The sequence below is a fragment of the Microbacterium meiriae genome (genome assembly GCF_040686935.1).
GTDB lineage: Bacteria > Actinomycetota > Actinomycetes > Actinomycetales > Microbacteriaceae > Microbacterium > Microbacterium meiriae.
In genome coordinates, this window is the sequence record NZ_JBFBMF010000002.1 from 391,826 (window position 1) to 412,377 (window position 20,552).

Here is a 20,552-nt window from a genome sequence, read left to right on the forward strand (position 1 = left end):
TGAGCGTGGAACTCGACGACCCGAATCTTCCCGACTCCGCGAACCGCTGGTTGCTTGCGACGTCTGATCAGGTGCAGGCCCTTGCTATCCAGTGGCATGCGGACCCGGAGAACGCGAACATGTCCGACATCGTTGACACGCTTCTAGCCCTGGCGGAGGCACAAGCCCGAATCATCGCAGCCATGGACTTGCGTATCCAGGGCCTCGAACGCCGACACCGCTCCAAGGAGTAACTGCTTCACCTTTGGAGGTAGCCGTTGGAAACGGCCTCGCGCCCACTGTCGGAGTTAGCAAGAGGCCGTTTCCGGTGAGGCCTGTGTCAGGTGATCAGCCCGTAGTTCCTCAGAGCCGCGGAAACCGCATTGATCACTGCGGCGTCCGTACCAGTCGCGGTCCCCGGCGAGGCCGCCTTGGCTGCGGCCGGAGCTCCCAGGAAGCCGATACCGCTCTTAGCTCCCGGGTCATACAGTGCCGTCACGGTGGCGGCCATCCGGTTGGCTCCAAGCATGATCGCGTTGTTGGTCTGGTTCGCCACGAAGACCCCGAACCCGTTAGCCGCCGTGTACGTGGCGGTGCGCCCGTTGGTGAGCGCAGTGTTTTCCCCGACGTACCCGGAGTTTGAACCGAGCTGACAGTTCACGGCCTTCGTGTTGACGCTGTTGGACCACTGGTCGACGACGATGTTGTGGGAGATCACGAACCCCACGTTGTTTGTGTAAGCGTTGATCCCGCTCGGTGCGGGCTCGATGACCGTATTCGCGGTCACCACAGCGCCTAGCGTGTTCTCGAGGTAGATCCCGGCGCCGGCACCGGCGGCCTGCGAACCATGACCACGCACCGTGTTGCCGTGGATCTTCCCCGACGCTTGCTGGGTGGCGTTTCCGCTCAAGTTGATACCCGCACCCCGTGTGCCGTTCGTCACGTTGGAGTCGATCAAGTTGTCTGCGATTTCCATGTCCAGGGGTGCGAACACGTACGCCATCGCCGCGTTCTGAGCAGACACCAGCGAGATGCCCGTTCCCGTGTCGCGAATGATGTTCTTCGAGATCAGTAGCCCCTGACCGCCGTGTGTATCGATACCGGCCCAGAGAGGCACACCGGTGACCCGGTTGGAGCTGATGCTGAGTCCGGTTGAGCGCGGAGAGTCGATCAGGGAGCCCGGGGTGCGCGACGCTGTGATCCCGTAGGAGTTCACATACCCCGCCTGAGTGATGTTCCACACATCGTTACTGTCGATCGAGCCGTCGATGCACGACGCAACCATGATCCCTGCGTAGGCGATGTCGTGGATGCGGTTGCCGTCGATCTTGATGCGCTTGACGTGCTGTGCGAACACTCCCGCGTAGGCGAAGTTCGTCAGTTCGCAGCCCACTACGGTGACTGATTCGATCTGGGCGGTGGAGGAGGCCCCCGTGATGTGCACGCCGTATTGGTCTGCGACGGAAGTCCTCTGGGGGCCGGTGAGGAGCAGGCCGCGCAGGTGTGTATCGCCTGACGTGATCCGCAGCATGCGCTGCGCCGTCGTCCCAGCGATCTGCGAGTAGAACCCGCCGCGACCGGGCGAAGAGATCGTCATGGCCTTGGAGACGACGAGCTCGCCGTCTACGCGGAACACGACGCCGGCGGGAACGGTGAGAGTCCCACCCGTCGGCACGGCGTCGATGGCAGCTTGCACGTGCGCGGTCTGGTCGGTCGCGTCCGCGGTTGCGTAGTCGAGCAGGTTCACGGGCAGGCTCCCTCGAGATGCGAAGTTCTCCAGCAGGGCTGAACCCAGCTCGGTGGCCGAATTCCCGACGTCCGCCGCGATTCCCTGACGAACGGGGTCAGGGAAGCGGTAGTCCGAGTCATCCACAGCTACAAGTCTTGCGGTCATATGAAACTCCAATCAACCATGTCGGGAAAGATGAGAAGGGCCCGTGTCACCGACATCTGACACGGGCCCCGAAAAGGTGGGCTCAGAGTCGGGCGCCACCACGAATCCACGTCTTCGACGCGGCATCGTACGAATCAATACGGCCATCGATGATCCGCGCGAGACCATCCCCACCGATCTCCAACGTTCCCGAGATCGACATGCCCTCAAGCGACAACGGTTGAGGTGCTGCCGCTTGGACGACGAAGGGCGTTTGCGAGGAAACCCAGGTGGTTTCCTGCTGAGACTGACTATTCCCCGCAGCAGCAAGGGCACCGCGCCACTTCTCGATCGCCGAGTGACCGCCGGCCGCATCGACTTCATCCGCAGGGATGACGTGCTCGCCAGGAGCCAGCAACCGCAGTTCAGAGTCTTTGCCCTTAGGGCCACGACCACGAACCGGACCACCCGACGACATCCCAGGCGCCTTCAAGACAGTCCCGACACCAACCGTCGACACCGGAATGTTGAAGTGCGTACGAACCGCCTCATTCAACCGACCAAGAATCCCGTTCAAGTTCGCATGAGCCTGCGACGTGTCCGCCAGAACCTTGATCTGCCGCTCAGTCGGAATCGCATAGATCTTGTCCGCGAGCGCCACCGCTTGATCCCTGGTTGCACCCATCTGCATGGCAGAGTTGATCAACGCATCACGGCCCGCACGCATACGATCCGTGTAACCCTTAGTCGAGCCATCCAACTCGAACTGAGCAGCCGCAGCAGCTTGCGAATCGGATGCAAGACCAACAAGCATGTCCATGTTCGCCCGACCAGCCTCAGTAGCGGTATTCAGCCCATAGGCGCCGTTCGCGATCGCCTCGTTGACCGTTGCAAGCGTTTCCTGGTAGCGGATATTCGAAGTGACCGCATCCTGCCCGACACCGTTCGCGGCGTTGATCGTGTCGATCAACTGAGTCAACTGGCTCTCGAGTGCTTCCACCGCGTCGACCTGCGCAAGGTATGTATCTGCGGCGGTCTCAGATTGTGCCTGTGACGTCGAAGTTGCCTCCGCCTCTTGCCCCTTCAACCGGATGGCTTCATCGATTGCACCGTTCTGCTTCTGAATGCCGCCGATCATCGCCTCGAGCGCTGCACGGGTCTCATACGCGTTCATCCCGGTCTCCTCCTGGATGCGGTTGAACGCCTCCTGGTCGCCGTTCAGAGCGTCGTAGTAGGTGCCGAGCTCGTCGATCGCATCCGCGTTCTTCAACGCCGCATCCGTGACCACATCAGCGCCCACGCCCAGCTTCTCCGCCGCGTCGAACGCCGACTGCCAGTTGAACGTCAGAAGCTCGCCGCCCTTCTGCAACTCGTCGATCGCGGTGGAACGTGCAGCATCGGACAGCTTGTTCGTGCCGTCCTCGATCGAGTCCGCGTACGCCTGAGCGCGCGCTTGCGCCCTCTGATGCTGAGAGGCAAGCTCGCCCACGATGAGGAACAACCCACCGAGAGCGAGACCCGCGGCGCCGGCTGTCAGACCAATGCCCTTCATCGTCCAGGTGGAAGCCTCCACCGTCGCCTTGAACTCCAGCCACTTCGGAACAGCCAGGAACGCCGCCCCGCCTGTAAGGGCCACAGCAGCCGCAGCTCCACCCAGAGCCATCACCGACGCTTGAACCGGTTCCGGCAGGTCGTTGTACATGCCGATCAGGCCCGTCAGCGCCTGCACCATCGTCCGCAGGGTGTCATTCGCCGTGGACCCTGTATCGATCAGAGCGGTCTCAAAAGCTCCCCCGAGTGCCTCGACGTCACCCTTGAGGTTATCGAGCCGCATGGCCGCCGTGGAGGCCGCGTAGCCCTGGTCGTTGACCTCATCAGTCCACTTCTCGATGCCCTCAGCGCCTTGCTGGTACAGGACCGTCGCAGCACGCACAGCATCGGCACCGAAGATCGTCTTGAGAGTCGCGTTCTGCTGCTCCGTCGACAACCCTGACAGGCCCTCCTTGAGCCGCCCCGCGTACTCCGACAGGCCGACGAAGTTCCCCTGAGCGTCGTAGGCCTGCAGGTTGTACTTCTCCATCAGAGCTGCGGCCTGAGCAGACGTCGGATTCAGCGCCTGCAACATGGTTTTGAACGACGTACCAGCGTCAGAACCGAGCAGACCGGCCGACGCGAACGCTGCCAGTCCCGCGGTCGTCTCTTCAATCGAGAGACCCGTCTGCTTCGCGACAAGCGCCGACTGGTTCAACGCCTGCGACAGATCGGTAACGTCACCCATCGCCTTGCCGGCACCAGCGGCCAGCAGATCCGCGACGTGCGACATATCCGAACCCTCGAGGTTGAACTGCTGCAGCGAAGTTGCCGCGATGCCAGCGGCCGTCGCAACATCTAGACCACCGGCGGCTGCCAAATCCAGAGCACCTGCCAGGCCTCCGCCGAGGATGTCCTTGGTCGACACACCCGCCTTCGCAAGCTCCTCGATCGCCTGAGCCGACTCCGTAGCGGAGAACACCGTCGACTCGCCGGCATCCAAAGCCGCCTGCCGCAACAGGTCCATGTTCGCCGCGGTCTCATGCGTCGCGGCCTGCACGTTCGACATCTGAGCATCGAAATCCATCGACGCCTTCACCGCGACCGCCAGGCCAGCAGACAACACCGCCCCCATCGCCACCCCAGCCGCCCCTAGCTGATTGAAAGCCTGCTTCTTCTGCGCCAGCTTCTCCGCTTCAGTGCCCACCGTCGCGGTCGCATTCGCCGCTTCACGCATCGACTTCTCATAGTCCGAAACCACCGCGGAAAGACGGACCTTCACCACCCGCTCAGGCATCAGCAGCCTCCTCCTTCTTGCGGGCCAACAGTGCCTCGCGCCGCTGCTGCGGCTCCCACACGTTCAGGCCCCACACCGCCATCCGGAACTCCTTCTGATCCTCCGGCGGCATCTGCGGGTACAGCTCCGGCCACACATACACCGCCTGCTTCTCCCGTACCCGGAATAGGTCATCCACCTCGCCATCAACGACGAGCGTCACCCCCGGATAGTTCCTCGCCACGGCGTCCAGGTTGAACCACAACGGCATATCCACCGCCACACCCGGGCGAGGCGCAAACCGGTCAGCGAGCTCGCTGAACTCAGTCGGATGCATGAACGGCACCCGGAACGTCGCCGCAAGACCCCCGAACACGGTCTCAACCTCAACCGGCCCAACCTTCGCGTAATACGCCTCAGCCTCAGCCACCAACTCCTCAGCCATACGCTTCTGCTTCTCAATCAGCATCTTGATATCAGTCATCGGCTTTACTCCAACCACCAGGACACATCGTTGTCGAACAGGGCGTTGACGAACTCGCGCATCTCGCGATCCGCCCGGTTGTTGTACTTCTGGACCGTGCTGCCCTCTCGCGGCGCACGCGGCCCTGTCGGCCTTGCCGAACGCGCCAACCGTTCGGCCTGCATCACCAACGTCGTCTCATCAGTAGCCGTCAACAGCACATCCCTGTCCTCGTCAGAAACCCCGAAACGAGCAGCAACGGACACGCGCAACGACTCAAGCCGCGTATCCGCAACCTCCTTCTCCATCTCGGCGATCCTCCGACTGAGAGCATCAGCCCGTTCAGCCGACGCCTTCACCTCGTCGTAATCCGCCGGCTTCAGACCCGCCTGTGCGTCACGCAGCGCCCTGGACACTTCTCGGTCAATCTGCTCCTGAGTCAGCTTCCGAGGCGCAGTCCGCGACGCCACATCCGCCGGAGTCGGCACCTCAGCCGGCTCACTCTGAATCTGTTCACTAGTCACATCAATCTCCTTCTACTCGAGCGCCCCGCTACGCCGAATGATCGGCGCGTAGTCGCGGGCTCGCTTCTTGCTGTTGCATTCGTGGGTGATGCGCTGCCTTCTTGTTGGCCAGCGCATCGGAACCCCCCTTCGCGATCGGGACGAGATGGTCCACGACGAAGCACATGGGGTCCGGGTACTTGAGCGAATAGTCGATCGGCATCCCGCAGATGTGACATGCGGGCTTCGACTTCGCGATTCTTGCTCGATGCCTCTTTCGAAGTGCATCGCTACGTCCGTTCTGCGCCATCAGCCCTCCGAAAGCGTCGAGATAGAGATCCTCACCACCCAAGTCACGCTCGGGATCCTTGGAAAAAAAATGCCGGGGAGAGCGGATCCCAAGCCCCGGAGACGAACCCAGGGGAGGCTGAGGGGGGAGGATGGGGTGGGTACGCGAGAGGGCTCCACGCGTGTGCGCAGAGCCCTCTTCGATCGCATGTTTACATGTATGCGACGGCGCGGTTGAAGCTGTTCTCGTGTAGTGCGTTGAGCTTCTGGATGTCGCCGACGAGCTGTGCGACGGTTGGGTTCTCGTTGGCGAAGGCGTTGCGTGCGTCATCCCATCGCTCCTCGACTGCTCGACGGAAGAGTGCGTGCGCGAGTGTCGTGTCGTTGGTGCGGAGTGCTCGGGCCATCACGGTTGCTGCCTTCTCGGGGCTCGTGATGCTCTCGGCTTTGTCGTATGCGTCACGGAAGGCCATGATGTTGTCGCTCGAGTAGCCGACGTATCCGTCCAGTCGTCGCTCGATCTCGCTGATCTTGTTCTTGATGATCTCTTTCTCGTTCGCGATGGCGGTCTTGCGCTGTGCGGCACGGTCGCTCTCAAGGGAGGCGATGCGTTCCTTCTTGCCCTGGTCGCTGAGCCCGGGGTCGTTGTTGATGCTCTGTACGGCACGGCTGTGTTCCTTAGCTGAGGCCTTGCTGGAGTCGCGAAGTTCCTTGATGCGGGTGGCAACTTCGACGAGGTGTTCGCTGTCGGTGTCGCGGATGGTGACGCCTTCGCCGTCGCGGAATGTGATGTTCATGGTTTCTCCTTTGGTTAGTTGTTGTCGTGGTCGGGGCAGTGGTTGCGCCACCGTCCGTTTGAGAGGGTTGATGCCCATCCGTCGTTGTGGGCTTCGCTGATGAGTTCGTAGTGTGCGAGTCGTTCGGTGCTGGCGTAGACGGCGTCGCATCCGGTTTCGTCGCAGAGGACTGCTGCCCGGATGGTCACTGGCTTTCCTTTGCGGCGTAGAGGCCTGGTGCGACCTTTTGCATGCCCTCGGGTGTGTACAGTCCTGGTTCGGTCTTGTTGAGGCCGGCTGGGTCTCTGAGCCCGGTTGTGGGGTCGTCCTCGTTGGTGTTCATTGGTTTCTCCTTTCGAAGCGCGGTCGTCCAGTCGCGCGTCGGCTGCCTGTGTCCCGAGGCTTCGAGTTGTGCGTAGTACCGGCTCAATTCGCGGGCGAATGCGAGTGGGTCGTCCCAGGCGTTGCTGAGTGCTCGGAAGTTGAGTGGCTTCGGGGCTGCTGCGCCCATCAGCTGCTCCTTTCGTTGAGCCACGGACATGTGGCGTCGTGTTGGATCTGCAGGATGGTGACGCCGGGGGAGACCTCGATTACGCGTGAGGTCGCTAGGCAGTCGGGGCAGAGTCGTTTCATCACAGCTCCCGATCTGTGTCCGAAGTGTCCGCGTGTCCGATTGGGAGTTCGTTTGATTCGGACACAAGGACACTTCGGACAGGTCCGTAGAGGCCGCGGGACAGTCGCTCGGCTCTTCCCGCCTCCACAGCCCGCCTCAGATACCTGCCCACGTCGTCAGGATCGACGTGAGTGATGGTTGCGATGTCCTTGGGTTTCACTCCGTCTGGGAAGCGCGCTAGGGCTTCGATGATCTCGCCCATGCGGTCACCTACACCTGTGGTTGCTCGTGCGGTCTGTGCAGCTTCAGCCGCGTCCTTGAGGCTTCCGCCGCTGAGTACCCACGTTCCGACTCCCTCGAGGGAGATCCGGTACTCGCCTTCTGCGGCGTCGCGTGATGTGACTCGCAGCGTGGCGTCCTTTGAGAGCCGTTCACGGGAGAGGACGACGATGGTGTCAGCCGAGCCAGCAAGACCCTGTGTTCCGGACACGGCGTCGAGGAAGTCAACGCTGTCGGCCTTGCGCGTGTGGTGGACGACGACGATCGCAGCACCCGGTGCCGAGTCCGCAATGGCTTTGAGCATGCCGCCGACTCGGTAGTCACGCTCGTACGATGACTCTCCACTTACCGCGGGAGGCATTGCCTTGCCGAGGGTGTCCAGGATGACCACCGGTTCGTGATCACTCCACTTGTCCACGAACGCCTGCAGCGTCTCGAAGATGTCGTTGCGTCCGATCTTCGTGATGAACGTCAGGGTGTCATCGATCTGTGCAGGTGCAAGCGCCTTGATTCGTGATTGCAGTCGTCGCGGGCCGTCCTCAAGCGCCGCGTAGAGCACCGGTCGCGCCTTCCCCGTCGGGATGCATCCCAGAGCCGGGGCCCCCGAGGAGACCGCAAGACCGAGGCCTAGAACCAGCCAGGACTTGCCAAACTTCGGCGGTGCCACAAGCAGGCAGAACCCCTCTGGGATGATGCCGTCCACAACGTAGCGGACTGGTGGGAAGTACTGGTCCATGAGCCAGTCGGCGGTGAAAGAGTTGTCAAGCAGCGTCATGGGTGGCCCCCAGGTCTTCAGTTGTTGCGAGTGTTACGGGCTCGCGGATGGTGTCGAGATTGGCGAGGAATACGCGCCAGGTCTCGTCGAGAATGTCGTCTACGTCCGGGCGATTGGCTAGTTCTGCCGCGTCGTCCAGACGCTGCAGAAGATAGTCCTTGCGTTCCTCATCGCCGAATGCGCGGAGCCATAGACGATCTGCTTCGAGTCGGGCAGCACGGAGTTCGCCCTGCATTTGAGTGCGTCCGTCCATCACGCCGAGGTTGTATAGCGAAAATAGGGGAGCAGGCAGGGCCGCGAGTGATAGTTCGTCGTTCGCCAGTGCCGTAACCCACGCGTTGATAGTTGTCGAAGCTGTTTCGCTGATTCGACGCGCGGTGAAGCGATCCGGGGTAGAATGGAGTGCATATCCAGCCGCCACAGCAGGATTCCCGAGAGCCCCGTTCGCGGGGCTTTCGCCATTCAACGGGCGCTTCTTTCTCGGTCGACGTTCTGAGCTGCCCTTGCGCCGGTTGGGTCAGCAACGCCGGTTGCGGTGTAGAGCTCGAATCCGGCCCAACTCAGCTTCTCGAGCGAACGCGCTACATACATATTGATAACGCCGCGCACATTGCCGTTGGCCCGGTGCATGGCTCGAATGAGCTTGCTCATCTTCGCGGGGGGATACGCAACGCTGTTGGCTTCAAAGACGCGCGCTGCGTAGCGGATGAGTTCTTCGACCGTTTCGTGTTTCCCGGTCGTTGCGGTTGATCCAGGGTGCCGGTTCATGCCGCATCACCCCCGAGGTACTGGAGTGGGCGGCCGGCCGCTTCGATGCTGGCCAAGTTGACCCTGATGAGTCGTGGGCCGAAGCGCTTGGCTTCGATCTCGCCCCGGGTGATCATGCGGCGAATGGTGTCAGGGGAGACCTTGAACTCGTGAGCGCCGTCGTCGATCGTTCCCCAGCGTGGCGCGAGTGCGTCGGTGGGCATAGAAATACCTCCAGGCAGAGTGATTAACCCTCTGCTTGGAGGCCGCTTGCACAAGGGTGGAGCCTGACCGTAAAGGTGGGTTCTCCTTGCCCTGTGCACCTTTATTCTAGCACGGCTCCTGCGACTGTGTGCGCGTTACTGCGTAATTGATTTGCTATGGATCAGGTGGATCAGGGGTACTTCGTGGATCTTCAGTTGTGCGAGGGTGGTGAAGCTCGCATACAGGGTCGAGGGCTTAGCCACGACCCGACGCAACCCGCATGTCGGGCAGCCCAAGTTCCAGCGCACGCGGAACCCCGGGCGGTAGAAGATCTCTGGGTCATGACCCTCAATCCGTATCCACTCATCACCGTCGAGCCACTGTGCAACATTTTTGGGCACGTCAATAGCGTGGGGGAGCGATGGGGAGTAGTAGTGTCCGGTGAAGGCGGTCCAGACGATTAACCCCTCGTGTTCATCGGGGTAGAAGGACGCGATCGGCGTCCTGTCATGTTCGCCCGCGCGCGTACCGTCGCAGTATACGGAGACGTACGGTGTTTCGGGCCGAGAGTAAAGCGTCATTCGAGCTCCTTGCTTCGCCTACTACCTAAGCAGGCGCGCGGGACATTCCGTCGCGCCTGCTTAGTTACGGAATGATCTTGTTGGATTCCATCACCGGCTTGAGAATGAACGGGTCGCGGATTGGGTAGCGGCGTCCGATCGTGTAGGCGAGGTCGTGGAGCGCCCACATGAGCGCTAGCTGTTTGCGGTAGGGGGTCCAGAAGCGGTTGTCATCTCGGAACATGTTCTGGTCGATGGCGAGCACGATGAAGTCAGGGTCGTCGCAGCCAACCCAGAGCGATGCGGCGATCCGCCGTCCCACCGCTTGCGTCTGCTCGTCCTCGTCGGGTTCGACCACGCCTGTCGTAGGACAGGACTTGGCGCGTTGTTCCGCTTGATCGAAAACCGAGGATACGTCTAGGCCGAGTGCGCGACACATGCGGACCACTTGGTCGATCGGGATGGATGGCCCCATTGGTCTCAATCGAACGCTCACTTGCGTTTGAGACATCCCGGCTGCGGCGGCAAGGTCTTTCTGAAGCATGTGCTTCTCTCGCATCGCCTCCCGGATGATGGCGACGATGTGGTCGTCAACTCGGGAACGTGGCCTCTTAGCGGGCATCAGTCGAGTCCTCTCGCCATCCACGCTCGACGCGCCGCACCATGGCCGCGAACCGTCCAGCCTGCGTCTGGTTCCACGCATACTGCGGCCAACGCCTCGAGAGCGTCTTGTTGCAGCAGCCTATGGATCGTGCAGCCTCACTAATAGAGGCACCGTCTTCGAGGAGTCGTAGCGCCGCTGCCAGCTTCTGTTGGGGCAAGGGAGTGGTCGGTGGACAGTGCGTCTTGCCTGTTGAGTGGCGCCACCGGACGACTGTTCGGCTGGATACGCCGCAGATCTCGGCGATGGCTCGAGCCGACAGCCCTTCTCGTTCGAGAGCGTGGAACTGCTCATGCACGGCCATCAGACGTCCCGATCTGCGAGCTCTACGGTGACGCTGTGGGGTCGCATGAGGCGAGTCGAGATGGCTTTAGTGAACCGCTCGTACTCGGCGGCTGCCTGGGTGAACACCTCGGCGATGTTCTCGAACGTACTGGTGGCCTCACCGGGTTCGATCCAGATCTCTCCGCCCTCGAATACGCACTCGATCCGTGGCCGTCCGTTCACGACTTCCAACAGGAAGGTCTCGCTCACGTCCCCGGCCGAGATCGTCATGTGCCGCTCGTGGGCGTTGGCTGCGTGCTCGATGATGTCCGGGTCGGTGTGGTCGAGTTCGCACCAGCGGTACACGGGGCACTGGGCGGTGTCCGTAATTGCGGATACAGTTGCATTGGTCATTGCGACTCCAGTTGTTTGACCTTGCCCTCGTCGAGTTGCCGCTCGACGGGGGCTCTTCGTATGGCGACGGGCGTCGCCACGACTTATGCGAGTTCGCTCATTCGCCTCGCGAGTTCTTCGTCCCTGCCGGCAGTGTGCTGGTAGCGCATCGCGGCCGCCACGGTCGAGTGCCCCAGACGCGCCTGTAGTTCCTTGAGCGTGGCGCCTGCGAGGGCGGCTCTAGTCGCTCCGTAGTGCCGCAGTGCGTGCCAGGGCATGTCGCCTCTGCCGGCTGCTTTGCGGGCGGGGTCCCAGTGCTTGTAGAAGGCTGACTGGGCGAGGTGTCCGCTGCCGTCCGCGGATGGGAAGAGGAGACTGTCGGCAGACCGTCCAACGTGTTCTTCCAAGTGCGACTCGAGGATCTCGTTGACATGTGGTGGCAGGACGATGGTTCGCACGCCGGCTTCAGATTTGGTTCGCCCGACCACGAATCCTTGGCCGGGGACGTGGGCAACCGCACGCGACACGTTGACGACGATCGAGCCGGCTCCCTCGTCTGCGTCGAGTAGATCGATGTCACGCCGCCTAAGCTCCGTGAGTTCGCCGTAGCGCAGGCCGGCCCACGCGGCGAGGATGACAGCGGCTCGGAACTTTGGTGTGATCGCGTCCACGATGGTTTGCAGTTCGGAGGCTGTAGGCGGCTCGACTTTCTTCCCCGTCGAGGCAGAGGCAGCGCCGCGAATCTGACACGGGTTCGTCTTGATGCGGCCGTCGGAAACCGCAGTGCTGAGGATCGCTTTGAGGAGCTCGTACGCTCGCGCGGCCTGCGTCTTCGTCCCGGACGCAATGATCGAGGAGTACCAGGCGCGCACCTGGTCGGGGGTGATCGCGGAAAGGCGGGAACCTGCGAAGGGGGAGAGGGCGCCCGTGAGGAGCCGGCGGTACTCGGCTGCTGTCCGTGGGCGCAGGTGTTCACCATTCCGATTGGTGCGGGTAGCAACCCAATCCTCGGCGTACTCAGCAAATGTAGTGCCGCGGCCCTTGCCCGCCTGCTCTGCGCGCACCGTTTCGAACTCGGACCATGTTCCGTCGAGTATCCGTGCCTGCTGAACGGCTAGCCACCCGCGCGCGTCGGTGATCCCGTCGAACGTCTGCGGTGCGTTGTGACGCCGACCGTCCGGGCCGACGTAGGACGCCTGATAGCGGCCAGACGAGCGCTGCCTGATGGCGCCGAAGGACTCGCGCCTCTTTCGTTTTGTGTTGGCCATGCGGTCCTCCCTGGGCAACAATGGGCAATATCTTGTGCGTGCCTGTGCGTCTTCGTGCGTCCCAGTGACCTTAACACGGCTCGGCCAGATTCGCACTATGTCGCGGATAGACCGCGAGAGGACGCGCATTTGCCCAGTGTCACGCATACTGGTTCGATCCCAGTATCGCGCACCACCTGAAACCCCCGGTTCGCCGGGGGTTTTTTGTTGCCCCCAGCTCTCTTCCCTCCGCGCGGGGTCGCAGATCCGCGCGAGGTCGCAGCCCGATCGCGGAGCTCCGCGACCTCGGTGCGAATCTGCGTGTCCGTGCCGTCCGGATCGCGTTCGAAGATGCGTTCGAATATCGATATCCTGGACGGGGCCGGAGGAAGGAGCCGGTGTGGGGAACTCGGGTCGCGCTCTCTCTGCGTACAACGACATGCGGTCGCAGCATCAGGCCATCGAGGCCGCCGCGCGCCGGGGCCCCCTGCAGTCCCTGTCCGATCGCGAGCTCGCCTTGCGGGAGTCCGCCGTCACCGTCTATCCGCACGCGCTCCAGCGGCGGGTGCGGGCGTGGGTGCGGTTCGGCCCGGAGGCGATCCGCGTGGAGGCGAAGGTCGTCCGCTCCACTCCGCTCGCGGCGGGCATCGAGTTCCGTGCCGGTGACCGCACGTACCGCTGCTGGGTCTGGGGGAACGCCGTGCAACCCGTGGACGGGTGACCGGGCCGGCGGACACCGCTCGCACTCCGGCTCCACGCCGGACGCGACAGACGGGACGCCCCCTCCGTCACGCGAGGAGGGGACGCCCCGACCGGGTGGGGTGACGTCAGACGCGCGCCGTGCCCGCGCCGTTCTGCGGGACGCGCGGCTCTCGACTGACGAAGATGCCCAGCAGCACCATGCCGATCGCGAGACCGAGGTGGAGCCAGTTATCGGCGTTGTTCACCGGCAGGAAGTTCAGCTGCTCGTTGCCGACCGCGATGAGGCCGTACAGCCAGACGACGAGGTACGCGAGCCCGCCGATGATGAGGTAGAGACGGGACGCGCGCGGCGACGCGGCGAGCGCGATGCCCGCGACCGCGAACAGCAGGTGGACGAGGTTGTGCAGCACGGACACCTGGAACACGCCGAGGAGCAGGGCCTCGGACGCTGCTCCGGCGCCGTGCAGGTGCTCGGCCGAGTGGGTGACGCCCGGGATGAAACCGGCGATGCCCACGATGAGGAAGACGATGCCGATGATCAGCGCCGTCTTCTGGATCGGTGTGCCGGCGTAGCGGGTGGTGCGGGTGGTGTCGCTCATGATCCCCTCCAGGGTGTGGTGCGGTTGCCCGACCGTAGGACTTCCTGTGCGCGCGCTGAGAGGGCATTGACGCATCAGGAGTCACGCGGTAACTTCATGCGCCCGTTCCCGGACGCCGCTGCGACGTGGGCGAGAACCGCGGATTGTCAATCCCCCTCGGCAGGAGGGGACCGCTTCGTACGCTCAGGCCATGACCGATGCCGCTCTGGACCGCACCTGCGGCCTCGCCTCGACATCCGATCGCGACGCCGCGACCGGATTGCGACGCATCGACCATCTGGCGCAACTGGCCGCCGTCGTCCGTGCATGCCCCGGTCTGCACGTCCGTTACTCCGAGGGCCCGGATGCGGATGCTCGACGTTCCAGCGTCGACACGGAGAGCGGCCTCGAGCTGCCCGGTCTCTCCGTGAACCCGCTGGACGCCGAACGCTGGTGGACGCGTCCGCTGGAGGACTGGCTCGCGCGCCAGCTCTGTCAGTACCGGCACCTCGCCGAGAAGGACCCGCAGCGCATCGCGTGGATCCTCCGTGGCGAGCACTGCGGCCGGGGACCCGACTGCGAGCCGCTGCTGCGAGAGGTGGAGCCCATCGCCGTCATCGGCGAACACGTCCTGCTCGAGGCCAGGGAACGGTACGAGCGCAATTTCGATGCGGGGCGCGGACCCGCCGACGACGAGGAGGATCAGGGATGAGCAGAGGGCGGCAGTGGACGGAGGTGGTTCCCGGCTTCTTCGGCATCAGTGTGGCGGACGTGAACTGCTACCTCGTGCAGACCGCGGACGGGCTCACGCTGTTCGACGCGGGACTGCCGCGCAGCAGGGGCGTGCTGCGCGACCTGCTCGGCCACCTCGGGGCGAAGGAGACCGACATCGATGCGGTCGTCCTGACGCACGGGCACTTCGACCACGTCGGTGTCGCCCGCGGGCTCCACGAGGAGGGGGTCTCGGTGTTCGTCCACCCTCGCGACGCACAACTGGCCCGTCACCCCTACAGCTACCGTCCGGCCTCACCTCGCGTCCCCTACGTGCTCACCCATCCGCGGGGGATCCCCACCATCACCCGGATGGCTCTTGCCGGAGCGCTCAACGTCCGCGGCGTCGACGCGCAGCCTCGCGTGACGCACGAGCATCCGATCGACGCCCCCGGGACCCCGATCGCCCTGTGGACTCCGGGGCACACGGAAGGGCACTGCGCGTACCTGTTCGAGGAGTCCGGGGTGCTCATCGCCGGCGACGCCCTCGTGACGCTCGACCCGTACACCGGCGAGACCGGTCCGCAGATCGTCGCCAGGGCGGCCACGGCCGATACCGCGGAGGCGATGGAGTCGCTGGATACCCTGGCACGGACGAGCGCGCGGGTCGTCCTGACGGGCCACGGAGAACCCGTCCTGGATGGCGTGGGGCCCGCCGTCGCCGCCGCGCGGCGACGCGGACCCCACTGACTCCTCGGCCTCAGTCGAGGAGCGTCTCCCCGATGTAGCCGCCCTCCGCACACCCCGGAGGGACGGCGAACACGGCGGATCCGATCGGGACCGTCCACTCGTTGAGCAGGTCGAGCTCGTCGAGCCGCTGCTGCATCGGGACGAACTGCCGCGCGACGTCGGCCTGGAACGCGGCGAAGAGCAGCCCGGATTCGGACACGCCGTCTCCGGCCGGGCGCTCGTCGTAGTTGTACGCCCGTCGGAAGATGCGCTCCGTCCCGTTCCCGTGAGCGCGCCGGATGTGCGCGAACGCCGGGATGACGGGGAACCCGATGGCCGTCGTCGCGTCGAAGTCCGGCTCGTCGAACTCCGACGTCCCCGTGAGCGGCGCGCCCTCGCGCAGGGTCCTCCCGACGGAGGCCTCGCGTCCCCCGCGATCCAGGCGGTCCCAGGCGTCGAGGTCCATGCGGATGCGGCGCAGGACCATGCCCGTGCCGCCGGCCAGCCAGCCGTCATCACTCCAGACCACGCGCTCGAAGTCGTCGGTCCCCGGCTGCGGGTTGCTCGTGCCGTCGACCTGTCCGAAGAGATTGCGCATGGTCGTCCCCGGTCGCTCGGTGCCGTGTGCGCGGCGGAAGCCTTGCTGGATCCACCGGACGGTCGCGAAGCCGCGCGCGTCCTTCAGGAGCATGCGCTGCGCGTGCGCGACGGTCAGGGGGTCGTCAGCGGCGATCTGGAGGAGCAGGTCTCCGTCCGAGAACTCCGGCTGCAGGCGGTCCACCCGGAAGGCGGGAAGCGGCGCGAGCCACGAGGGGGTGCTGCCGCCGGCCCGTGCCACGAGCGCCGGACCGAAGCCGAATGTGATCGTCAACCGGGCCGGGGCGACGGCGAGCTCCGGCTCCGAGTCCGCGAGCGCCGACTGTCCCTGGGTGAGCCTCGCCGCATCGTCCGTGAGGATCCGCAGGAGCCGGCGGAGCGCGTCGCGGTCGACCTCCGGGCGCAGATCGAGCGCCACGAACGAGCCGTGCGCCTGCGCCGCGGTGTCGATCCCGGCTTGATGGACGCCGTGGAACGGGACGGTGAGGGAGCCGTTGAGCGGTGCGGGGGCCGCGGGAGCCTCCGTGTCCGCTCGCGTGAGGGCGAGATCCGCCCCGACCGCGACGGCGGCCCCGACACCGGCGACAGCCCCTCCGAGGAGGAACTGCCGCCGGGTCGAGCCGGTGCGGCCGGCGCGCGCGCCCGAGACGCGCGGGGACATCAGTGGTCCATGCCCTCGTGGTCGTCGGCGCCGTCGTAGTTCTCGTTCGCGCCGGAGTAGTCCTTCACCGGCGCGGCGAACTCGAACGTGGAGTCGTCCGACAGGGTGACGGTGAACGCGACCTCGTCACCGGCTTTCAGAGGCTCGGGGAGGTCCATCATCATGATGTGATTCCCCCCGGGCTCGAGGGCGAGGGTACCGCCGGCGGGGACCACGAAGCCCCCGGCGATCTCCCGCATGACCATCTCCCCGGCCTCGTTCTCCACGGTCTCGTGCAGCTCGATCATCGGCGAGGCGGCGGAGGCGACCGACGTCACCGTCACGTCCTCCTCGCCCTCGTTGACGAGTAGGCCGAAGGCCGCGGACATGCCGTCATCGGCCGACTTGACCCAGGCGTCGTCGATCCGGAGGACCTCACCGGCGGGGGCGCTGGTCGGCGTCTCGGCTGTGGGCGCGGTGCACCCGGTGAGCGCGACGAGCGAGAGGACGATCGCCGCGCCGAGGCGGGGAAGAGAAGTGCGAGTGTTCATGATGATGCCTTTCAGGAGTTCTCTGCCGTGTCGTCGCCGGATTCCGGCGGCACGGCGGCCGCGCGGCGGCGGCGGAGGATGAGGAGGAGAGTGAAAGCAGCGACGGCGAGTGCCGCGCCCGCCCCGCCGACGAGCAGAACCCGGATCGGGTCGCCCGTCTTGTCTGCGTTCTGATCCGATGCGGTCGACGAGTCGTCCGGGGCGGAGGTGGTCGGCTCAGGGTTCTCTGTCGACTCCAGCGGGACGGCGTCGCCGACGGCGAAGGGGATGACCCCCGCGATCGGGTGCCCGTCCTCGGAGACGACCTGCCAACGCACCTGGTACCCGCCGTCCGGGATGTCCGGCAGGAGGGCGGCGGTGACATTCCGGCCACGCACCTCCACCTCGCCGGTCGCCCAGTCCTCGCCCTCCGCGTCGACGACGAGGACGACGGCCCCGGCGGTCGACTCGTCGAGGACGAGGAGCTCGCCCGAGAACGTCATGGTGACGCTCGAGGGCGCAGCATCGAGACGCTCCCCGTCGCCGGGGTCGCTCTCGAGGAGTTGGTCATGGGCGGTCGCCGGCGCTGCCGTCGCGAGGATCGCGACAGCCGCCAGCACCGCCCCGGCCGCGAATCTGCGGACAGGGGACATGGAAGAGCCTCTCTTCAGCCGTCGCCGAGCGACGTGGGTATCTGCGTTCGGACGCGCGTCACCGGGACAGCGCGAGGACGCACCGCACGGCGCGAAGCCGTGGGCGCGGATCAGAGCGCGGGAAGAGAGGGCGGTGCGCGCCCGAGAAGCGGGGTGAGGAGCCGAAGATCATGGGCTGTCCGGACGAGGAAGACCCCGGCCAGGCGACACGGAGAGGTGGCGGAGCGCGGGGCGAGCGTCACGTCCGCACGCCGACGCACCCAGCGGATCAATCGGACGGCGAGATCGCGCACGGTGAGGAGCAGCCGCTCGCCGCGGTGGAGCGCCGTCACCGTGAGGAGGGCGGCGAGGGCGTGCCCGAGCCACATCGCGGCGTCCGCGGTCGCGACGACCGCAGCGCCCTCGGCTGCGGGGAGCACGAGCGGTGCGCCGTGCACGTGCCGGATCGCCACGCCGGACGGAGTGACCGTGCCGAGCACGAAGAGCACGTGGAAGAGGAACTGGCTCACAGCCACCGAGAGGGTGAGTCGGGTGAGGGAGAGCTTCCGTCCGGCGAGCAGCACGCTCACCATGAAGGCGAACAGCCAGGGCACGAGGATGCCCAAGGGGCCCGGCATCTCTCCGCCGCCGCTCACATGACCTGCGAGAGCCACGAAGATCGCGAGCGACGAGGTCGCGAAGCCCCGCACGACGGCGGGCTTGCGGGACGGGCTCACGGCCACCAGTCTGCCATGTGCCGGAGTCCGTGACGGGCCGGGGCGCGCGTCAGCCCCGTGGTGCTCCGGTGCGCTTCACGACGTCGTAGGCGGCGAGCGCAGCCTTGCGCGTCTCGCCGAGGTCGACGATCGGCTCAGTGGGGGCGTCCGCAGCCCAGCGCCCGATGTAGTGCCCCTCGCCGTCGAATTTCCTGGCCTGCAGCTCCGGGTTGAACACGCGGAAGTACGGGGCAGCGTCGGCGCCGGAACCCGCGACCCACTGCCAGTTGAACGGATTGCTCGCGTCATCGGCGTCCACCAACGTGTCCCAGAACCACTCCTCGCCGAGGCGCCAGTCGATGAGGAGGTTCTTGACGAGGAACGATGCCGTGACCATCCGCACCCGGTTGTGCATGTACCCGGTGTGCCAGAGCTCGCGCATGCCCGCGTCGACGAGGGGAACTCCGGTTTCGCCGTGCTGCCAGAGCTCCAGACGTGCGGGATCCAGCGGAGGCCACGGGAATGCGTCGAACTCCCGCCGCAGGTTCTTCGTCGCGAGGTCGGGGAAGTGGAACAGCGTGTGCCAGGCGAACTCGCGCCAGCCGAGCTCCGAGAGGAATCCGCCGGCCCCGTCGACGTCGATCGCCTCGTGCCACACGGTGAAGGGGCTGAGCTCGCCCCAGCGCAGACGCGGAGACAGCCGGGAGGTTGCACCGCCGGCCGGCGCGTCGCGAGCGTGGTCGTACGTGCGGAGGTCTTCGGCGAGGAAGTGCTGCAACCGGCGGCGCGCGGCCGGCTCGCCTGGCTCCCACGTGTCGCGGAGACCGCCCGCCCAGTCCGGGGCGGTGGGCAGCAGCCCCCAGTCGTCCAGCGCGTCGGAGGGGAGCCGCCTGCCGGAGCCACGGAGCTCGCGGGGTTCGGGGAGCGGGGCGCGCGGGGCCGGTAGGGCCAGGCAGGCCCGCCAGAACGGCGTGAAGACCGAATAGTGCGTGCCGCTCCCGGTGGTGACCGTCCACGGCTCGTGCAGGAGCGACCCCGCGAAAGACGCCACCTGGAGACCGTCGTCGCGCAGCGTCGCCTTCAGCCCCGCGTCGATCTCGCGCCCGGCCGCCTCGTAGCGGCGGTTCCAGAAGACCGCTCCGGCACCCGACTCGGCGACCAGCTCCCGCACGATCCGGTCGGCGGGCCCGCACCGCAGCACCAGCGTCGTCCCCTTCTCCTGCAGCCGCGCGGCGAGGGAGGCCAGCGAATGGTGCAGCCACCAACGCGCGGCACCGCCCAGCCGACGGATGCCGGGGGACTCCTCATCGAGGACGAAGAGCGCGATGATCGGTTCGTCGCGGTCGACCGCGGCACGCAGCGCGGGGTTGTCGGCCAGGCGGAGATCGTCGCGGAACCAGACGATCGAGGGCGAGGTCATCGGGTCGCCCACAGGGCCCAGGCGATCAGCAGAGGCTGCAGGAACAGGCGGCCGAACCGCCGCCGCTCCGTGTCGAGCCCGGGCGTCGATCTCCCGGTGCGCCACTGATGCCAGTTGCCGGGGAAGACCGCGGCGAAGAATCCCGCCGTCGCCCACCCCATCTTGCGGCGTTCCTGCGGCAGAGCCACCAGGCCCGCCGCGAGCGCGACCTCGGCCGCACCCGACGCCAGGACGATCGTGTCCTTGTCCATCCGGATCGAGCGGGTCGCCCAGTCGGGCACGACGACCCGGAACCCGCGTGTCTGGGTGAAGTGCAGCACGCCCATCGTCCCGAGGGCGAGAGCGAGGAGCCAGCGGGCGATCGTCCGTGTCATGCGCCCACGCTACCGTCCCCGTCGGACGCCGTGCCTGTCACACTGAGGCGATGACCGTGCTGCGCATCACCGTCCTCTTCCTCCTCGCCGCCATCGCCGAGATCGGCGGTGCCTGGCTCATCTGGCAGGCGGTGAAGGAGGACAGGGGGTGGCTGTTCGCCGTCCTCGGGGTGATGGCCCTCGGTGCCTACGGGTTCATCGCGGCGCTGCAGCCGGACGCGAACTTCGGCCGCGTCCTGGCCGCCTACGGTGGGATCTTCATCGCAGGCTCCCTCGCCTGGGGCGTCATCGTCGACGGATTCCGCCCCACCTCGTGGGACGTGATCGGATCCGTGGTGGCGCTGGCCGGGGCGGCGATCATCATCCTCGCACCGGCGGCCGCGGATCCGCTGTCGGAGACCGCCGCGTGACGGTCGGCGACCGGCGAGCGGACGAGTAGCCTAGATCCAGACCCAGATGGAGTGATCAGTGCCTGAAAACGCCCAGCCGACC

At 65.6% G+C, this 20,552-nt stretch carries 27 protein-coding genes and 1 pseudogene; 5 read left to right on the forward strand and 23 right to left on the reverse strand.

Annotated features, from left to right (window positions below; genetic code table 11):
- Nucleotides 1–5: 5 nt before the first annotated feature.
- Nucleotides 6–233, forward strand: coding sequence for a hypothetical protein (locus AB0P08_RS07265; RefSeq protein ID WP_363589056.1), 228 nt, complete (start codon nucleotides 6–8; stop codon nucleotides 231–233).
- Between the two features lie 86 nt (nucleotides 234–319).
- Here AB0P08_RS07265 and AB0P08_RS07270 read toward each other — a convergent pair whose 3' ends face one another.
- The 16 genes and pseudogenes from AB0P08_RS07270 to AB0P08_RS07345 form a co-directional block, all read right to left on the reverse strand.
- Complete coding sequence (locus tag AB0P08_RS07270) at nucleotides 320–1,852, reverse strand: right-handed parallel beta-helix repeat-containing protein (RefSeq protein ID WP_363589058.1); 1,533 nt, start codon at nucleotides 1,850–1,852, stop codon at nucleotides 320–322.
- A 103-nt stretch (nucleotides 1,853–1,955) separates the two neighbouring features.
- Nucleotides 1,956–4,679: a phage tail tape measure protein gene (locus tag AB0P08_RS07275; protein WP_363589060.1), complete on the reverse strand. Its 2,724-nt coding sequence runs from the start codon at nucleotides 4,677–4,679 to the stop codon at nucleotides 1,956–1,958.
- Nucleotides 4,672–5,142 (reverse strand): hypothetical protein, encoded by a 471-nt coding sequence (locus AB0P08_RS07280; protein ID WP_363589062.1) that lies wholly within the window; start codon nucleotides 5,140–5,142, stop codon nucleotides 4,672–4,674. The genes AB0P08_RS07275 and AB0P08_RS07280 overlap by 8 nt, the downstream gene beginning before the upstream one ends.
- 5 nt (nucleotides 5,143–5,147) lie before the next feature.
- Nucleotides 5,148–5,645, reverse strand: coding sequence for a hypothetical protein (locus tag AB0P08_RS07285; protein WP_363589064.1), 498 nt, complete (start codon nucleotides 5,643–5,645; stop codon nucleotides 5,148–5,150).
- 479 nt (nucleotides 5,646–6,124) lie between these two features.
- A complete protein-coding gene (locus tag AB0P08_RS07290) occupies nucleotides 6,125–6,709 on the reverse strand; it encodes a hypothetical protein (protein WP_363589066.1) in 585 nt (194 codons plus the stop codon).
- Nucleotides 6,710–6,893: 184 nt separating this feature from the next.
- Nucleotides 6,894–7,199, reverse strand: coding sequence for a hypothetical protein (locus tag AB0P08_RS07295; protein ID WP_363589068.1), 306 nt, complete (start codon nucleotides 7,197–7,199; stop codon nucleotides 6,894–6,896).
- A gap of 121 nt (nucleotides 7,200–7,320) precedes the next feature.
- Nucleotides 7,321–8,355, reverse strand: a complete 1,035-nt coding sequence (locus AB0P08_RS07300) for an AAA family ATPase (RefSeq protein WP_363589070.1) — start codon at nucleotides 8,353–8,355, stop codon at nucleotides 7,321–7,323.
- Nucleotides 8,342–8,776, reverse strand: a complete 435-nt coding sequence (locus tag AB0P08_RS07305; RefSeq protein WP_363589072.1) for a hypothetical protein — start codon at nucleotides 8,774–8,776, stop codon at nucleotides 8,342–8,344. The genes AB0P08_RS07300 and AB0P08_RS07305 overlap by 14 nt, the downstream gene beginning before the upstream one ends.
- A 41-nt stretch (nucleotides 8,777–8,817) precedes the next feature.
- On the reverse strand, nucleotides 8,818–9,123 hold the full coding sequence (locus AB0P08_RS07310; RefSeq protein ID WP_363589074.1) for a hypothetical protein: 306 nt from the start codon (nucleotides 9,121–9,123) through the stop codon (nucleotides 8,818–8,820).
- Nucleotides 9,120–9,326: a helix-turn-helix domain-containing protein gene (locus AB0P08_RS07315; protein ID WP_288873044.1), complete on the reverse strand. Its 207-nt coding sequence runs from the start codon at nucleotides 9,324–9,326 to the stop codon at nucleotides 9,120–9,122. Before AB0P08_RS07315 ends, AB0P08_RS07310 begins: the two co-directional genes overlap by 4 nt.
- A gap of 135 nt (nucleotides 9,327–9,461) precedes the next feature.
- Nucleotides 9,462–9,887 carry a hypothetical protein gene (locus AB0P08_RS07320; protein WP_363589076.1) on the reverse strand — a complete coding sequence of 142 codons (426 nt, stop codon included), beginning with the start codon at nucleotides 9,885–9,887 and terminating at the stop codon, nucleotides 9,462–9,464.
- 64 nt (nucleotides 9,888–9,951) lie between these two features.
- Nucleotides 9,952–10,224: a hypothetical protein gene (locus AB0P08_RS07325; RefSeq protein ID WP_363589690.1), complete on the reverse strand. Its 273-nt coding sequence runs from the start codon at nucleotides 10,222–10,224 to the stop codon at nucleotides 9,952–9,954.
- 66 nt (nucleotides 10,225–10,290) lie between these two features.
- Nucleotides 10,291–10,569 (reverse strand): annotated as a pseudogene (locus AB0P08_RS07330) (helix-turn-helix domain-containing protein); the annotation flags it as partial.
- Nucleotides 10,478–10,831 (reverse strand): helix-turn-helix domain-containing protein, encoded by a 354-nt coding sequence (locus tag AB0P08_RS07335; RefSeq protein WP_363589078.1) that lies wholly within the window; start codon nucleotides 10,829–10,831, stop codon nucleotides 10,478–10,480. The gene AB0P08_RS07335 and the pseudogene AB0P08_RS07330, both read right to left, overlap by 92 nt.
- Nucleotides 10,831–11,205, reverse strand: coding sequence for a hypothetical protein (locus AB0P08_RS07340; RefSeq protein ID WP_363589080.1), 375 nt, complete (start codon nucleotides 11,203–11,205; stop codon nucleotides 10,831–10,833). The genes AB0P08_RS07335 and AB0P08_RS07340 overlap by 1 nt, the downstream gene beginning before the upstream one ends.
- 83 nt (nucleotides 11,206–11,288) lie before the next feature.
- Nucleotides 11,289–12,452, reverse strand: a complete 1,164-nt coding sequence (locus AB0P08_RS07345; RefSeq protein ID WP_363589082.1) for a tyrosine-type recombinase/integrase — start codon at nucleotides 12,450–12,452, stop codon at nucleotides 11,289–11,291.
- A 379-nt stretch (nucleotides 12,453–12,831) separates the two neighbouring features.
- Here AB0P08_RS07345 and AB0P08_RS07350 point away from each other — a divergent pair, with 379 nt between their 5' ends.
- Nucleotides 12,832–13,152, forward strand: coding sequence for a hypothetical protein (locus AB0P08_RS07350; protein ID WP_232089025.1), 321 nt, complete (start codon nucleotides 12,832–12,834; stop codon nucleotides 13,150–13,152).
- Nucleotides 13,153–13,258: 106 nt separating this feature from the next.
- Here the strand turns inward: AB0P08_RS07350 and AB0P08_RS07355 are convergent, their stop codons facing one another.
- Entirely contained in the window at nucleotides 13,259–13,732 is a 474-nt protein-coding gene (locus AB0P08_RS07355) for a DUF4383 domain-containing protein (protein WP_363589084.1), read from the reverse strand.
- Nucleotides 13,733–13,922: 190 nt separating this feature from the next.
- On the opposite strand from AB0P08_RS07355, the gene AB0P08_RS07360 reads away from it, so the two are divergent.
- Complete coding sequence (locus AB0P08_RS07360; protein WP_363589086.1) at nucleotides 13,923–14,423, forward strand: DUF6098 family protein; 501 nt, start codon at nucleotides 13,923–13,925, stop codon at nucleotides 14,421–14,423.
- On the forward strand, nucleotides 14,420–15,172 hold the full coding sequence (locus AB0P08_RS07365) for an MBL fold metallo-hydrolase (RefSeq protein WP_268776276.1): 753 nt from the start codon (nucleotides 14,420–14,422) through the stop codon (nucleotides 15,170–15,172). Before AB0P08_RS07360 ends, AB0P08_RS07365 begins: the two co-directional genes overlap by 4 nt.
- Before the next feature lie 10 nt (nucleotides 15,173–15,182).
- Here AB0P08_RS07365 and AB0P08_RS07370 read toward each other — a convergent pair whose 3' ends face one another.
- The 6 genes from AB0P08_RS07370 to AB0P08_RS07395 form a co-directional block, all read right to left on the reverse strand.
- The gene (locus tag AB0P08_RS07370) at nucleotides 15,183–16,409 is read right to left on the reverse strand and encodes a Dyp-type peroxidase (protein WP_363589088.1); all 1,227 of its coding nucleotides are present in this window, start codon (nucleotides 16,407–16,409) and stop codon (nucleotides 15,183–15,185) included.
- Nucleotides 16,409–16,939, reverse strand: coding sequence for a copper chaperone PCu(A)C (locus AB0P08_RS07375; protein WP_363589090.1), 531 nt, complete (start codon nucleotides 16,937–16,939; stop codon nucleotides 16,409–16,411). Before AB0P08_RS07375 ends, AB0P08_RS07370 begins: the two co-directional genes overlap by 1 nt.
- 11 nt (nucleotides 16,940–16,950) lie before the next feature.
- Nucleotides 16,951–17,571 carry a copper resistance CopC family protein gene (locus AB0P08_RS07380; protein ID WP_363589092.1) on the reverse strand — a complete coding sequence of 207 codons (621 nt, stop codon included), beginning with the start codon at nucleotides 17,569–17,571 and terminating at the stop codon, nucleotides 16,951–16,953.
- Nucleotides 17,572–17,681: 110 nt separating this feature from the next.
- On the reverse strand, nucleotides 17,682–18,287 hold the full coding sequence (locus tag AB0P08_RS07385) for a hypothetical protein (RefSeq protein WP_268776279.1): 606 nt from the start codon (nucleotides 18,285–18,287) through the stop codon (nucleotides 17,682–17,684).
- A gap of 49 nt (nucleotides 18,288–18,336) precedes the next feature.
- The gene (locus AB0P08_RS07390; protein WP_363589094.1) at nucleotides 18,337–19,686 is read right to left on the reverse strand and encodes a cryptochrome/photolyase family protein; all 1,350 of its coding nucleotides are present in this window, start codon (nucleotides 19,684–19,686) and stop codon (nucleotides 18,337–18,339) included.
- Complete coding sequence (locus tag AB0P08_RS07395; RefSeq protein WP_363589096.1) at nucleotides 19,683–20,060, reverse strand: DoxX family protein; 378 nt, start codon at nucleotides 20,058–20,060, stop codon at nucleotides 19,683–19,685. Before AB0P08_RS07395 ends, AB0P08_RS07390 begins: the two co-directional genes overlap by 4 nt.
- A gap of 50 nt (nucleotides 20,061–20,110) precedes the next feature.
- Here AB0P08_RS07395 and AB0P08_RS07400 point away from each other — a divergent pair, with 50 nt between their 5' ends.
- Entirely contained in the window at nucleotides 20,111–20,470 is a 360-nt protein-coding gene (locus AB0P08_RS07400) for a YnfA family protein (RefSeq protein ID WP_363589098.1), read from the forward strand.
- Nucleotides 20,471–20,552: the final 82 nt, after the last annotated feature.

What these genes read in the sequence shown, in the direction of transcription:
- AB0P08_RS07275 (WP_363589060.1), bottom strand. Translation starts at nt 4,679, where the DNA reads ATGCCTGAGCGGGTGGTGAAGGTCCGTCTTTCCGCGGTGGTTTCGGAC.
- AB0P08_RS07280 (WP_363589062.1), bottom strand. Translation starts at nt 5,142, where the DNA reads ATGACTGATATCAAGATGCTGATTGAGAAGCAGAAGCGTATGGCTGAG.
- AB0P08_RS07290 (WP_363589066.1), bottom strand. Translation starts at nt 6,709, where the DNA reads ATGAACATCACATTCCGCGACGGCGAAGGCGTCACCATCCGCGACACC.
- AB0P08_RS07295 (WP_363589068.1), bottom strand. Translation starts at nt 7,199, where the DNA reads ATGGGCGCAGCAGCCCCGAAGCCACTCAACTTCCGAGCACTCAGCAAC.
- AB0P08_RS07300 (WP_363589070.1), bottom strand. Translation starts at nt 8,355, where the DNA reads ATGACGCTGCTTGACAACTCTTTCACCGCCGACTGGCTCATGGACCAG.
- AB0P08_RS07310 (WP_363589074.1), bottom strand. Translation starts at nt 9,123, where the DNA reads ATGAACCGGCACCCTGGATCAACCGCAACGACCGGGAAACACGAAACG.
- AB0P08_RS07315 (WP_288873044.1), bottom strand. Translation starts at nt 9,326, where the DNA reads ATGCCCACCGACGCACTCGCGCCACGCTGGGGAACGATCGACGACGGC.
- AB0P08_RS07320 (WP_363589076.1), bottom strand. Translation starts at nt 9,887, where the DNA reads ATGACGCTTTACTCTCGGCCCGAAACACCGTACGTCTCCGTATACTGC.
- AB0P08_RS07335 (WP_363589078.1), bottom strand. Translation starts at nt 10,831, where the DNA reads ATGGCCGTGCATGAGCAGTTCCACGCTCTCGAACGAGAAGGGCTGTCG.
- AB0P08_RS07340 (WP_363589080.1), bottom strand. Translation starts at nt 11,205, where the DNA reads ATGACCAATGCAACTGTATCCGCAATTACGGACACCGCCCAGTGCCCC.
- AB0P08_RS07345 (WP_363589082.1), bottom strand. Translation starts at nt 12,452, where the DNA reads ATGGCCAACACAAAACGAAAGAGGCGCGAGTCCTTCGGCGCCATCAGG.
- AB0P08_RS07355 (WP_363589084.1), bottom strand. Translation starts at nt 13,732, where the DNA reads ATGAGCGACACCACCCGCACCACCCGCTACGCCGGCACACCGATCCAG.
- AB0P08_RS07360 (WP_363589086.1), top strand. Translation starts at nt 13,923, where the DNA reads ATGACCGATGCCGCTCTGGACCGCACCTGCGGCCTCGCCTCGACATCC.
- AB0P08_RS07365 (WP_268776276.1), top strand. Translation starts at nt 14,420, where the DNA reads ATGAGCAGAGGGCGGCAGTGGACGGAGGTGGTTCCCGGCTTCTTCGGC.
- AB0P08_RS07370 (WP_363589088.1), bottom strand. Translation starts at nt 16,409, where the DNA reads ATGTCCCCGCGCGTCTCGGGCGCGCGCGCCGGCCGCACCGGCTCGACC.
- AB0P08_RS07375 (WP_363589090.1), bottom strand. Translation starts at nt 16,939, where the DNA reads ATGAACACTCGCACTTCTCTTCCCCGCCTCGGCGCGGCGATCGTCCTC.
- AB0P08_RS07380 (WP_363589092.1), bottom strand. Translation starts at nt 17,571, where the DNA reads ATGTCCCCTGTCCGCAGATTCGCGGCCGGGGCGGTGCTGGCGGCTGTC.
- AB0P08_RS07390 (WP_363589094.1), bottom strand. Translation starts at nt 19,686, where the DNA reads ATGACCTCGCCCTCGATCGTCTGGTTCCGCGACGATCTCCGCCTGGCC.
- AB0P08_RS07395 (WP_363589096.1), bottom strand. Translation starts at nt 20,060, where the DNA reads ATGACACGGACGATCGCCCGCTGGCTCCTCGCTCTCGCCCTCGGGACG.
- AB0P08_RS07400 (WP_363589098.1), top strand. Translation starts at nt 20,111, where the DNA reads ATGACCGTGCTGCGCATCACCGTCCTCTTCCTCCTCGCCGCCATCGCC.